Origin of the sequence: Clostridium sp., from assembly GCF_018372875.1 — a bacterium.
In the GTDB taxonomy this organism is placed as follows: domain Bacteria; phylum Bacillota; class Clostridia; order Clostridiales; family Clostridiaceae; genus Clostridium.
In genome coordinates this window covers 45,510-58,992 of sequence record NZ_JAHAIF010000026.1, presented here as the reverse complement: position 1 = coordinate 58,992, position 13,483 = coordinate 45,510, and the positions used below count along the sequence as shown (strand labels likewise).

Annotated in this window: 14 protein-coding genes and 1 riboswitch; all 14 genes read right to left on the bottom strand. The window is 31.1% G+C overall.

Annotated elements, in window-relative coordinates; translation table 11 throughout:
• Nucleotides 1-101: 101 nt before the first annotated feature.
• The 14 genes from pflA to KIB46_RS10025 all read right to left on the bottom strand — a co-directional run bounded on the left by pflA (nucleotide 102) and on the right by KIB46_RS10025 (nucleotide 13,477).
• Nucleotides 102-818 (bottom strand): pyruvate formate-lyase-activating protein, encoded by a 717-nt coding sequence (pflA, locus tag KIB46_RS10090; protein WP_291671646.1) that lies wholly within the window; start codon nucleotides 816-818, stop codon nucleotides 102-104.
• A 72-nt stretch (nucleotides 819-890) separates the two neighbouring features.
• Entirely contained in the window at nucleotides 891-3,119 is a 2,229-nt protein-coding gene (gene pflB / locus KIB46_RS10085) for a formate C-acetyltransferase (RefSeq protein ID WP_291671644.1), read from the bottom strand.
• Between the two features lie 227 nt (nucleotides 3,120-3,346).
• A riboswitch (ZMP/ZTP riboswitch) is annotated at nucleotides 3,347-3,428 on the bottom strand.
• Between the two features lie 58 nt (nucleotides 3,429-3,486).
• Complete coding sequence (gene pyrE, locus KIB46_RS10080) at nucleotides 3,487-4,161, bottom strand: orotate phosphoribosyltransferase (protein WP_049179396.1); 675 nt, start codon at nucleotides 4,159-4,161, stop codon at nucleotides 3,487-3,489.
• A gap of 89 nt (nucleotides 4,162-4,250) precedes the next feature.
• Nucleotides 4,251-5,147 (bottom strand): dihydroorotate dehydrogenase, encoded by an 897-nt coding sequence (locus KIB46_RS10075; RefSeq protein ID WP_156560944.1) that lies wholly within the window; start codon nucleotides 5,145-5,147, stop codon nucleotides 4,251-4,253.
• Nucleotides 5,148-5,159: 12 nt separating this feature from the next.
• Complete coding sequence (locus tag KIB46_RS10070) at nucleotides 5,160-5,903, bottom strand: dihydroorotate dehydrogenase electron transfer subunit (RefSeq protein WP_156560943.1); 744 nt, start codon at nucleotides 5,901-5,903, stop codon at nucleotides 5,160-5,162.
• A gap of 23 nt (nucleotides 5,904-5,926) precedes the next feature.
• The gene (gene pyrF / locus KIB46_RS10065) at nucleotides 5,927-6,796 is read right to left on the bottom strand and encodes an orotidine-5'-phosphate decarboxylase (RefSeq protein WP_156560942.1); all 870 of its coding nucleotides are present in this window, start codon (nucleotides 6,794-6,796) and stop codon (nucleotides 5,927-5,929) included.
• Nucleotides 6,797-6,808: 12 nt separating this feature from the next.
• Entirely contained in the window at nucleotides 6,809-8,005 is a 1,197-nt protein-coding gene (locus KIB46_RS10060) for a dihydroorotase (protein ID WP_156560941.1), read from the bottom strand.
• Nucleotides 8,006-8,029: 24 nt separating this feature from the next.
• Entirely contained in the window at nucleotides 8,030-8,467 is a 438-nt protein-coding gene (locus KIB46_RS10055; protein WP_156560940.1) for an aspartate carbamoyltransferase regulatory subunit, read from the bottom strand.
• The gene (gene pyrB / locus KIB46_RS10050; protein WP_156560939.1) at nucleotides 8,468-9,388 is read right to left on the bottom strand and encodes an aspartate carbamoyltransferase; all 921 of its coding nucleotides are present in this window, start codon (nucleotides 9,386-9,388) and stop codon (nucleotides 8,468-8,470) included. It lies immediately after the preceding gene.
• A 230-nt stretch (nucleotides 9,389-9,618) separates the two neighbouring features.
• On the bottom strand, nucleotides 9,619-10,233 hold the full coding sequence (locus KIB46_RS10045) for a cyclase family protein (RefSeq protein WP_291671638.1): 615 nt from the start codon (nucleotides 10,231-10,233) through the stop codon (nucleotides 9,619-9,621).
• Nucleotides 10,220-10,837 carry a DUF1919 domain-containing protein gene (locus tag KIB46_RS10040; protein WP_291671636.1) on the bottom strand — a complete coding sequence of 206 codons (618 nt, stop codon included), beginning with the start codon at nucleotides 10,835-10,837 and terminating at the stop codon, nucleotides 10,220-10,222. The genes KIB46_RS10045 and KIB46_RS10040 overlap by 14 nt, the downstream gene beginning before the upstream one ends.
• A gap of 127 nt (nucleotides 10,838-10,964) precedes the next feature.
• Nucleotides 10,965-11,339, bottom strand: coding sequence for a hypothetical protein (locus KIB46_RS10035; RefSeq protein ID WP_291671634.1), 375 nt, complete (start codon nucleotides 11,337-11,339; stop codon nucleotides 10,965-10,967).
• Between the two features lie 17 nt (nucleotides 11,340-11,356).
• Nucleotides 11,357-11,917: an HD domain-containing protein gene (locus KIB46_RS10030; protein ID WP_291671632.1), complete on the bottom strand. Its 561-nt coding sequence runs from the start codon at nucleotides 11,915-11,917 to the stop codon at nucleotides 11,357-11,359.
• 105 nt (nucleotides 11,918-12,022) lie between these two features.
• On the bottom strand, nucleotides 12,023-13,477 hold the full coding sequence (locus KIB46_RS10025; RefSeq protein WP_291671630.1) for a cobyric acid synthase: 1,455 nt from the start codon (nucleotides 13,475-13,477) through the stop codon (nucleotides 12,023-12,025).
• Nucleotides 13,478-13,483 lie beyond the last annotated feature (6 nt).

Genomic DNA, 13,483 nt, shown 5'->3' with positions numbered 1-13,483 from the left:
AATATTTTATCATAAATCCTAAACTCGTAGAGTTTGGGATTTATTTTTTTTACAAAAAAAGAGCTACGCACTAATTATTTAGTGCGACAGCCCCTTTTTCTTTATCCAATTACTTCATTAAGTAATTCTTTATACTTATTACATATGTCTTTGTCCATTGCAGGAGTACCTTCTAGTCTATACTTCATGCCTAAATTCTCATATTTATTTACTCCAAGTAAGTGATAAGGTAATAACTCCACCTTTTCTACATTCTTAATATTTTTAATATATTCACCTAATGCCTTTATATGTTCCTCTCCATCTGTTAATCCAGGAACAACAACATGTCTTATCCACATCTTTGTGTTATTTCTTTGCATAGCTTCTAAGAAATTAAGTGATTCATCTATTTCTAAAGCAGTAACCTTCTTATAGCCTTCCCTAGTAAAATGTTTAACATCATATAATACTAAATCAGTATACTTAAGTATTTCATCATATTCCCCTAAACCATAACCTGCTGTATCAACACAAGTATGTATTCCTTTTTCTTTACATAGCTTAAGTACTTCTATAAGGAATTCTGGCTGTCTTAATGGATCACCACCTGAAATGGTTACTCCTCCTCCACTTTGCTTAAAGTAAGGTTTAAATCTTTCTATCTTCTTTACTAATTCTTCAGGAGTATACTCATCTCCACCATTACAATTCCAAGTATCTGGGTTATGGCAAAACTTACATCTTAGGGAACACCCTTGAAAAAATACAACTACTCTTATTCCTGGACCATCTACTAGTCCCATTGATTCTATTGAATGAATTCTTCCTTTTATCATTTTATCCTCCGTATTATAAAAATCCCATACCTATATATTACACTACAAATAGGTATGAGAGCAAAATATTAATTATAAACTTTCATGAAAAGTTCTACTTATTACTTCAAGTTGTTGTTCTCTAGTTAACCTATTAAAGTTTACAGCATAGCCTGACACTCTTATTGTAAGTGTTGGATATTTATCTGGATTTTCCATAGCATCCTCAAGCATTGCTCTATTTAATACATTAACGTTTAAGTGATGAGCCCCTTGAATAAAATACCCATCTAATATAGACACTAAATTATTCTCCCTTGTATATTCCTCTTTTCCTAATGCATCAGGTACAATAGAAAATGTATTTGACACACCATCTTGGCATACCCCTCTATATGGTATTTTAGCCACTGAGTTTAAGGATGCCAAAGCACCATTTTTATCTCTACCATGCATTGGATTTGCTCCTGGTGCTAAAGGCTCTCCCCTCTTTCTTCCATCAGGAGTTGTACCTGTCTTCTTACCATACATTACATTTGATGTTATAGTTAAGGCAGATAATGTATGAATTGCCCCTCTATATAAAGGATGTTTCTTAAGCTCTGATATAAACTTATTTACTAGTTCAACACCTAAATCATCTGCTCTATCATCGTCATTCCCATACATAGGAAAGTCTCCAACAGTTACGAAATCAATTGCTATTCCCTCTTCATTTCTTATTGGTCTAACCTTTGCATACTTTATTGCAGAAAGAGAGTCTATGGCAACAGAAAGGCCTGCAATACCAAAAGCCATTAATCTCTCTACATCTGTATCATGAAGAGCCATTTGTCCTGATTCATAGGCATATTTATCATGCATATTATGAATTATATTCATTGTATCTACATAAAGCTTTGCTACATACTCTAATACTTTATAGTAGTTTTTCTTAACCTTATCAAAATCTAATATTTCATCTTCTATTTTTTCTATGCCTGGAACTACTTTCGTTCCTTTTATCTCATCTATACCACCATTTATAGCATATAATAATGATTTTGCCACATTACACCTAGCTCCAAAAAACTGCATTTGTTTACCAACCTTCATTGCTGAAACACAACAAGCTATGGCATAATCATCTCCATATACTGGTCTCATTACATCATCATTCTCATATTGAATAGCATCTGTGGCAATTGAAATTTTAGCACAATACTTTTTAAAATTTTCTGGTAGGTTTTGAGACCATAAAACAGTTAAATTTGGTTCTGGTGCTGGTCCTAAATTAATTAAGGTATTAAGATATCTAAAAGAATTTTTAGTAACTAATGCTTTACCATTAACACTAATACCTCCAATTGATTCTGTAACCCATGTAGGGTCTCCAGCAAATAATTCGTTATACTCAGGAGTTCTTAAGTGTCTAACCAACCTTAGTTTTATAATAAATTGATCAATTAACTCTTGAGCTTCTTTTTCTGTTAATAGCCCTCTCTCTAAATCTCTTTCTATAAATATATCTAAAAATGTTGATGTTCTACCAAGAGATGTAGCAGCTCCATTATTTTCTTTAATTCCTGCTAAATATCCAAAATATACGGCTTGTACTGCTTCTTTAGCATTAGATGCAGGCTTAGATATATCACATCCGTATTTTGATGCCATACTTTTAATTTTATTTAAAGCTCTTATTTGTTCTGAAACTTCTTCTCTCTTTCTTACAAGTTCATCAAGCATATCTCCCTGAAGCTCTTTTAAATCTTTTTTCTTTTCTTCAATTAAATAATCAATACCATAAAGCGCAATTCTTCTATAATCGCCTATTATTCTTCCTCGTCCATAAGCATCTGGTAATCCTGTTAAAAGTCCTGCATGTCTTGCAGCTCTTATTTCATCTGTATAACAATCAAATACTCCCTCATTATGTGTTTTTCTATATAGTGAAAAATGTTTATCTATTTCTGGATTAAGTTCATATCCATATTCCTTAAGACTTTGATGCACCATTCTTATTCCACCAAAAGGATTTACAATTCTCCTTAAAGGAGCATCTGTCTGAAGTCCTACTATAACTTCATTAGTCTTGTCTATGTATCCTGGTTCATAATTGTCTATTCCTGATACTCTATCAGTTGCAACATCAATTATTCCCTCTTTCATTTCTTTAATTATAAGCTCTTCACATTCATTCCATACTTTCTTAGTCTTTTCAGTTACTCCCACTAAAAAACTCTCATCACCTTCATAAAACTTATAATTCTTTTGAATAAAATTTCTTACGTCTATTCCTTGTTGCCATGTACCTGTTTTAAATCCATCCCATTCTTTAAACATATTAAACCTCCTAAAACATATATAAGCTCATTTTGCCTTAGTAAAGTATTTATTTTTTCGCCCATCTGCATTTCCGAAGCTTGCCTGAGGAAAATCTTGCAGGGGCATATATTTTATTTTTTATTCTTTAGGAAGAAATGAACTAATGTATTGTTAAATTGTTGAAGTTATCCACAATTTAATTGAAGCTATAATTTCCTAAAGAATAAAAAAAGCCGACAATCTGAGCTTATTGCCCAGACGGTCGGCATATTATCTTAGTCATACTTCATGTGGTATACTCCACTTCCGTCAGTCATATGACTTTATATATATGATATACTTATTCAGCATAAAATGTCAATATAATCCTTTTGAGTTTTACTTCTTATTTAGCTCCATATTGCTCATAATAAGCATCTATTCTAGCTTTTATCTCATCATTAATAATTACTTTTCCGTTTACTTCTCTATTATATAGGTATTCAATAACTTCTTCCATAGTAACTATAGCACAAGCCTTAAATCCATACTTTTCTTGTAATTCAACTAATGCAGATTTTTCTCCTTGTCCTTTTTCCATTCTATTTACAGAAATCATAAGTCCAACTGCATTTACATCAGCTTGTTCTTTTAGTATTGGCATTGTCTCATAAATTGATTTACCTGATGTAGTAACATCTTCAACTATTAAAACTTTATCTCCGTCATTTAACTTACTTCCTAAAAGAATTCCAGTATCTCCATGATCCTTAACTTCTTTTCTGTTTGAACAATAACTTACATCTATTCCATATAAATCACTTAATGCCATAGTAACTGTTACACTTAGTGGAATTCCCTTATACGCAGGTCCAAATACTATGTTATAATCATCTCCAAAGTTTTCTTTTATAGCCTTTGCATAATATTCACCAAGTCTCTTAAGTTGGCTTCCTGTCTTATAGTTTCCTGTATTAACAAAGAAAGGTGTCTTTCTTCCACTCTTAGTTACAAAATCACCAAAAGTTAAAACTCCACATTCTATCATAAATTCAATAAACTCTTTTTTATAAGCTTGCATATTGATCCTCCAAATTTCAAATTAATATTTTAAGTGAATTATCTAAGTAAAAATCTTGTAGTAATTTAAACCATACTACTTTTATTTCCCTACAATATTCCCACAATCTCATTAATATCTTTTATTCCTTGTTCTCTACAGAATCCTTCTATCTCTTCAATTATTTCTTTACCTGCCATTGGATTCATAAAGTTAACTGTACCTATTTGTACTGCACTAGCACCAGCCATCATAAACTCAATAGCATCCTTACCTGTTGCAATTCCACCTAAGCCTATTACTGGTATGCTTACTGCCTTTGATACTTCATGTACCATTCTTAATGCTACTGGCTTAACAGCTGGTCCTGAAACCCCTGCATAAACATTATCAAAGACTGGCTTTCTTTTATATATATCAACGGCAAGTCCCTTTAATGTATTTATTAAACTTAAAGAATCTGCCCCTGCTTCTTCACATTTTAATGCCATTTCAACTATATTTTCTGCATTTGGTGATAATTTAACCATAAGAGGCTTTTTACATAGCTTCTTTATTTCTTTTACAAAATCATGAGCTACATCAGCTTTAATTCCATAAGCCATTCCTCCACATTTAACATTTGGACATGAAATGTTAAGTTCTATCATTTGAACTGATGTGTTGTTTAACTTCTCTATAGCCTCTGCATAGTCTTCAAAGCATCCTCCACCAACATTAGCAATAATATTAGTACCTAGCTTCTCCATCTCTGGAAGTTCCTTATTTATAAACCCTTCTATTCCAGGATTTTGTAACCCTACTGAATTCATCATTCCTGATGGAGTTTCATAAACTCTTATTCCAGTGTTACCCTCCTTAGGATTTATTGTAAGACCTTTAGATGATACTCCTCCTAAAATCCCTACATTGTAAAAGTTGTTATATTCTGCACCAAAACCAAAGGTTCCTGAAGCTGCTATAACAGGATTTTTAAATTCTACTCCATTTATATTAACCTTTAACATACTTCATCCCCCTTATAGCTCTACATAATATCCATCAAATACTGGACCATCTTTACAAGTTCTCTTGTGCCCATCTTTTGTCTTACATGTACAAACTAAACATGCCCCTACACCACAAGCCATATGCTTTTCCATAGAAACATATACTTTAACCCCTTTTTCTTTACACATATTAACTACAGCCTTCATCATAACTTCTGGACCGCAGCATAACACTGTATCATAATCTTCAACCTTTAAAATCTCAGTTACAAATCCCTTATGTCCATGTTTCCCTGTATTAGTAGAAACCTCAACCTTATTACCATACTTTGAAAGATTCTCTATTAAATAAACTTCGTCTCTAAACCCTGCATATATATCTATAATTCCCTTAGGATTCTTTTCTCTTAACTTCTTTGAAACTTCAACCATAGGAGCAGTTCCTATTCCACCTGCTACTATTGCCACTTTTCCTAACCCTTCATCTAAGTTAAAGCCATTTCCTAAAGGTCCTGTAAGACTTATCTCTTCACCAGATCTTAATTTAGAAAACTCTTCTGTCCCCTTACCTACTATTGCATAAAGAAATGTAATTTCATCTCCATTTTTCTCACAAATACTAATAGGTCTTGGTAAAAGTGTTTGTCCATCTAATTTTAACATATAAAATTGTCCTGGCTTTATCTCATTCTTATCTTCACAAACCATCTTATAAATTCCATCAACTATCTTTTCATTTGAAAGAACCTTGGCTTTCTTATAAGTCATGCTCATTTCTTCTCCCCCTAATTTATATTTTATAAATTATTAACTGCTGCTCTTATTTCATCTCTCATTCTTATAGCTTCTTCTCTAGCACTTAATGCAAAATCAGTTTCTGGTCTGTTATCCTTCTTATAAGCTAAAAGTATTCCCCTTGATGAATTTACAACTCCACCATTTCCATTGTTTAAATACATAGCAACATCTTCTGCTTTACCACCTTGAGCACCATATCCTGGTATTAAGAAGAACATTGAGTTAAATCTCTTTCTTAACTCTTTTCCTTCTTCTACATGAGTACAACCTATTACTCCTCCTAGTGGGTGATATCCACATTCAGCTTCAAGTTCTTTTCCCATTTTCATTAACTTATCTCCAACTACATGATAAACCTTGTCTCCTGATGCAGTATCTAAGAATTCAATATCTGCAGCTCCTGGGTTTGAAGTCCTTACTAAACAGAATATCCCTTTCTTTCCTGTTTCAATATATGGCATATATGGTTCAATACTATCTAATCCCATGTATGGACTTAACGTAACAAAATCAGCTTCGAAATCTCCTTCAAAGTGTCCTTTAGCATACATCTTTGCAGTTGCAGCTATATCCCCTCTCTTAATGTCAGAAATTATTATTGCATCCTTTTCTCTTAAGTACTCTAAAGTTCTTCTATATGCTCTCATTCCTGATAATCCTAAAGCTTCATAATAAGCTATTTGAACTTTATAACAAGCAACAACATCTAAAGTTTCATCTATAATTCTCTTATTAAATTCAACTATAGCATCCTCATTATTCATACCTTCTTTTAAGAACTCTGGAATATAATCTAATGCTGTATCTAATCCTAAACAGACAACTCCTCTTTCTTCAACTCTTTTATAAATTTTGTCCATAATATTCATAATAGTATCCTCCTATTTTTTATAAACTATTTTTCCGCCCTTAATTGTCATCTGAACTTCTCCATAATATTCCATCCCATTAAATGGAGTATTATGCCCCTTTGATACAAATGACCCACTATCTATTTTAACTTTCTTATCTAAATCTACAAGTACTAAATCTCCATCTCTTCCAATTCCTAGTGTCCCTTTATTCATTCCTAATATTTCCGACGGATTCTTAGACATTATTTCACTAAGTTTATTTAGTGATAACCCATTTTCTTTTACTAAAGTAGTGTAGCATATAGAAAATGCTGTTTCTAATCCTACCATTCCTGGTGAACCCTTCTTCTTCTCTTCTTCTGTATGAGGTGCATGATCTGTTCCTATGCAGTCAACCATACCAGTCTTTATTGCATTTATTAAATAAGCTACATCCTCTTTTTCTCTTATAGGAGGATTTACTCTATAATCATTAACATCTCTAGTTAAAGCTATATGATGGGGTGTAACTTCACAAGTTACATTAGCACCTAAAAGTTTTGCATTTATTATATATTCCATAGCTTCCTTAGTAGAAACATGACACATATGAAGTCTTCCACCTGTCAGCTTACATAACTCTACATCTCTCCAAGTCATCATATTTTCAGCAACTCTCATATCCATACTAGAAAATTCAGATGTTTCTGCATGAGACATAACGACCCAACCATATTCCTTAGCTTTTAATAAAGCATCATGCATTACTTTCCCGTTTCCTACTCCTACTCCATCATCAGAGATTGCTTTTATTTCCTTATCATTCTTTAACTCATCTAAGTGTTCTAGAGTTTTTCCATCAAAATTCTTTGTTATAGATAAACATTGATGTAAATCAGCAAGTCCAACTTCTTTTCCCCTTCTTCTTACCTCTTCAAGAACCTCCTTTGAAGAGCATATAGGTTTTGTATTTGCCATCAAGCAGACTCCTGTAAAACCACCCTTAACTGCTGCTTTTGAACCTGTTTCTATATCTTCTTTCCAAGTTAAACCTGGCTCCCTAAAATGTGCATGAGTATCAATAAAAGTAGGCATTAAAGTTAATCCTTTTGCATCAACTACTTCTACACCTTCTTTATTGATTGATTTTGCTACTTCTTTTATTCTGCCACCTTCAACTAAAACATCTCCAATAAAATTTTGTACACAATCAATAATCTTAGCATTCTTTATTAAAATATTCATCTATAACACCTCTCTTCCTATACATTAAACTTCTGATAACTTAGTTATATGATCACAATATTCACATCTATATGTACCTTTTTCTCTATCCATTAATATGAAAGAATGTGTCACATATTTTTCATCAACAGTTATGCATCTTGGATTATTACAGATTAAAATATTTTCAACCTTCTCTGGAAGTTCAGGCCTTACCTTTCTTACAATTCTTTCATTCTTAACTTCATTTATTGTAATACTTGGTGATAAAAGTCCTAGTACTGTATAATCTATATCTTCACAATTATCCTTTTCTATTTTTATTATATCTTTTTCTCCTAAGTTTTTGCTTTCTGCATTTATGATTAAAGCTACTCTGTAATCTGTCTTATCTAAATGTAGGTAGTTAAATATTTTAACTCCCATTCCAGCTTCAATATGATCTATAACCAATCCATTTTTAATGCTTGTTATTTCCAACATCTACGCCACCCCCAAAAGCTTGCACATAAGTGCCATTCTTACATACATTCCATACTCAGCTTGTTTAAAGTATGCAGCTCTTTCATCTTCGTCTACTTCCATAGCTATTTCATTAACTCTTGGTAATGGATGCATTACTATCATATCTTTTTTTGCAGACTTCATTTTTTCAACATCTAGAATATAACTATCCTTAAGCCTTAAATACTCTTCTTCATTGAAAAACCTTTCTCTTTGAATTCTTGTCATATAAAGTATATCAAGTTCACCTATTACATCATCTAATCTCTCTACTTCTTTAAACTCAATATTTTTCTTCTTTATAAATTCATCTCTTATGTAATCAGGAATCTTAAGTTCCTTTGGTGAGATTAATATGAACTTTGTTCCTTCATATCTAGACATAGCCTTTATTAATGAATGAACTGTTCTTCCATACTTTAAATCTCCACATATACCTACTGTATGCCCTTTTAAGCCATGTTTTAAGAATTCAATTGTTAAAAGGTCTGTAAGAGTTTGAGTTGGATGTTGATGCCCTCCATCACCTGCATTTATAACTGGAACACTTGAGAATTTGCTTGCAACTCTTGCTGCTCCTTCCTTTGGATGTCTCATAGCAATTATGTCTGTATATATTGATACCATCTTTATTGTATCTGCAAGAGTTTCTCCTTTAGATGCTGAAGTAGAATTTGGTTCTGAAAAACCTAAGATTTTACCACCTAGCCTCATCATAGCTGCTTCAAAACTAAATCTTGTTCTTGTACTAGGCTCATAAAATAGAGTTGCTAAGATTTTCCCATCGCAAACCTTTGAGAATTTCTTAGGATCTTGGATAATTTGATGTGCTAATTCAAAAATTTCGTCTAATTCCTCTAGGGATAAATCCATAGGGTCAATTAAGTGTTTGTTTATCATGTCTATCACTCCTTCTTAACTTCTCTGAGTTAAAATTAAAGGTTTATTTGTATAATAAAAAGCCTTCCTTAATGATAAGGAAGGCATAATAATCCTAATTAATCTTGGCAATTATAATACTTCCTTATTGATCTCGCTGGACCAAATTAAAGGTTTTTCTTTTCGTTAAGAATAACACCAAAAGTAATAAATGTCAATGTAAATAATAGTATATATTTTACTTATTATTGTTATTTTATAGCTACCGCCCTTACCATACTTCCCTCCCCCTTTATCTTCAATGGGAATGCAATTACTTTAAAATCCTCTCCCCCAACTAACCTTTCTAAATTACATAAGTTTTCAAGAATAAAGATTCTATTATTAAGTAATTTTTTATGGATATTAAATGGATATTTATCTGGAGATGGCATATCAAATCCCACCATCCTTATTTTCTTTTCTATAAATAAATCCACTAATTCTTCACTTATAATAGGATGATTCTCATAATAATCATTAGTTCCATAATATTTCTCATATCCAGTAAATAGGATTACAATTTCCTTTTCATTTAATAAATCTTCATACTCTTTTTCTAATGTTATTAATTCTTTTCCTCTAACATCTATAATAACCCCTTCTCCTATAAAATTCTCTAAGGGATATTCACTTATATATTTACTACTATCTGTTAGATGCATTGGAGAATCTATATGGGTTCCTACATGCATACCAGATTTTAAAACAGAATATGTATACCCATCATTATCATATTTTTTAGTAAATTCAATAGATACCTCTTCATCTCCCGGATATACCGCCATATTGTTTTCTATTTCATAGGATAAATCAATATACTCCATTATTAAACCACTCCACATAATCAAAATCATCGTAATACTTTAAATATGCATTTTCTCCCTTATATTCAAAAATGAATCCAAGAGAATGTCTACTTTCAAAACCTTTTATATAATATGTAGATTTAATTTCATCATATAACTTATGTGTTAACATCACCTTATTCTTATAGGGTAATTTATCAAATCTTTTTATAAGTTCATATGTACACCCATCTTTTTCTGTCGCTAATATGTATAAATTATTTTTATCAATTCTCTTTTTTCTTTCATCCCACTTTTCTTTTGCTAACTTGAAATTCTCATAGTGCATAAAATTTATCTTTATATCTCCTAATTTTCCTATTGGATACTTGGTCCATTCTGCTTCCTCTAACTCTAATGCAAGATAATAATCTAACCTTTCTAAAAACTTAATAAAATCCTCCATACCAAAATAAAGATTTACAGTTGGAGTATTAAATTTAACTCCTAAATCATGAAGTATAAAACATCCGTTGCAATTATTTGATATTAAAGTAAAGGACTTATTTTTTAATACTTCTCTTCTTCCCTTTAGATAAACCTCTCTCATCTCTTCTCTATTATTTAAATTCTCATTCTCCACTCTCAATCCCCCCATAATTGCTCATTTATTTTAGGATATCAGAAATCATATATGATATGCTAGTATCTGTTACTCCAGACATTCAAAAAAGAGTATTAACGAATTTAAAACGCTAATACCCTCTTTATTAATATTTTAGTACACAATCACAAAGTAGATTATTATGCATAATTACTAATTTTTCATTAAAAGGATTTAGATTTTTTGTAAGCTCTATAATATTATAGGATATACTCTCCAAATACTTTTTTAAGTATTCTCTGCTATTTGTATATCCAATCTTATTAGGATCTTCAACATTTATTTTTATCTCTTTAATCTCCTCATTTATTCCTTCTAACTCCTTCACTGTCTTAGCTATAAAGTTATCATCGAATATACTCATATTTCCCATTAAGCCATATCTAACTTTATTGGTAATATCACTAAGGTTATAAATTTGATCCTCAAGCCTAATTGAGTCAGCTTTACCCAATACTTTAATTAGCAATCCTTTTTCCATAATACCTACCTCTCTTCCTATTTGTTGAAGTTTTCAATAACTTCTATTAGTTTCTTCTTTAATTTATCATGGTCTATCTCTTTATAAACAGATTTTTCTCTAAATTTACTAAGAGAATCTGCAACTTGAAGAATTAAGATTAAATCTAATATGTTTTTATCTTGTATGTGTTCTATCTTTTTTACTGATGATTTATGATACCTTACTAATAAGGCTACTTTTTCTATGTCATCATCTGATATTTCAAAAAAGTCACCTATATTATTTCTTATCCAATCAGCACCTGCTTGACTATGTTTTTTATCTATTTTCTTTATATCATGAGTAAGAGCTGATAAGTATAATATTCTTTCATCCCTATGGTCTTTATTAATAATATACTTCCTATATAACTTTAAAGCAATATCTCCAGTTAGCTTAGAATGATAGTATCTATACTTCATTGCATCTTTATAGGTTACATTATTGCACTCATTCATAGTTTTCTTATATTCTTCCATACTTCTATCCCAAATGTCATAACTAATATTTAAAATACATTCTATAGATACTTCTTCAAACTTTTTCTTTGTACTCATCTCTTTCATCCTTTTTTATAGAAATTCCTCAAAATATAATATGCAGAAATATTCTAAATGACTTAATAAAGAAAAAAGAAACTGCCTAAGCAGCTCCCAAATAAACTATTCATCATTAATTATAGAATTAACAAGGTCCATATCTATATTCTCTTCCAAAATATCACACAATTTATCATACTCATTCATCTTGTATTCTTTATAACTAACTTTTTCATTGCATTCAAGTTGGCTAACATATTTATTTATAAAGGTATAGGCAAAGTCCTCTTCTTCAAATATTCCATGAAGATATGTTCCATATACATTTCCACTCTTCATACCTAAAACTTCCCCATCGTCTCCCTCTATCCATATAGACTTATTGTCTAAACACTCACTTACTCCATTATGGATTTCATAACCACTAACAACTAATCCTTCATTATTCTTTGCTTTAACCTGTCTAGTCTTCTTCTTCTCATTAAAAGTAGTAACTAAATCTAATAATCCTAATCCTTTTACCTCTTTAGGATTTCCCTCTACCCCTAGAGGATCTTTAATCTCTTTTCCTAATATCTGATATCCACCACATATTCCAAATATTATAGTATCACTTTTAGCTTTTTCTAGGATAATTTCATGGAATCCAGTTTCTTTTATAAAATTTAAATCTTCAATTGTATTTTTACTTCCGGGAATTATAATCATTTTAGCATTTTCAATCTCTTTTGGAGAATTTATATATCTTATGTTAATACCATTCATTGCCCTTAAAACATTAAAATCAGTAAAGTTAGACATATGAGGTAATCTTATAACCACCACATCAATACCTTTTCCTTTTTTATTAGATATTTTCTCTGTAACACCATCTTCATCCTCAATATTCAATTCAAAATAAGGCATTACTCCTAATACAGGAATATTTATAAGTTCTTCAATTTGTTTCATTGCAGGTTTAAAGAATTCTTTTTTTCCTCTAAACTTATTAATTATTACACCTTTAATTAAAGCTCTCTCTTCTGGAGGTAAAAGCATTATGGTTCCAACTATTGAAGCAAATACCCCGCCTCTATCAATATCCGCAACCAATATTACAGGCGAATTAGAAACTTTAGCCATTTCTATATTTGCTATATCAGTTTCTCTTAAATTTATTTCTGCGCAGCTTCCAGACCCCTCTAAAACTATAAAATCATAATCCTTAGATATATCATCAAAGGCTTCCTTTGCAACACCTTTTAAATACTTATTTAAGTCCTTATACTTATAGGCATCCATTGTACAGTAAACTTTGCCTCTAACAATAACTTGTGTTTTATTGTTTGCACTTGGCTTCATTAAAATTGGATTCATATATTCCTTAGGCTCTATTTCACAAGCTTCTGCCTGAACAACCTGCGCCCTTCCTATTTCATCTCCCTCTTTAGTAACAAAAGAATTTAAAGAAATATTTAAAGCCTTAAAAGGAGCAACATTATATCCTTTTCTTTTATAATATCTACAAAAAGCTGCTGCTAATGTACTCTTACCTACAGAAGATGCTGTTCCTAAAAACATTAATCTTTTAGCTTCCATACTATC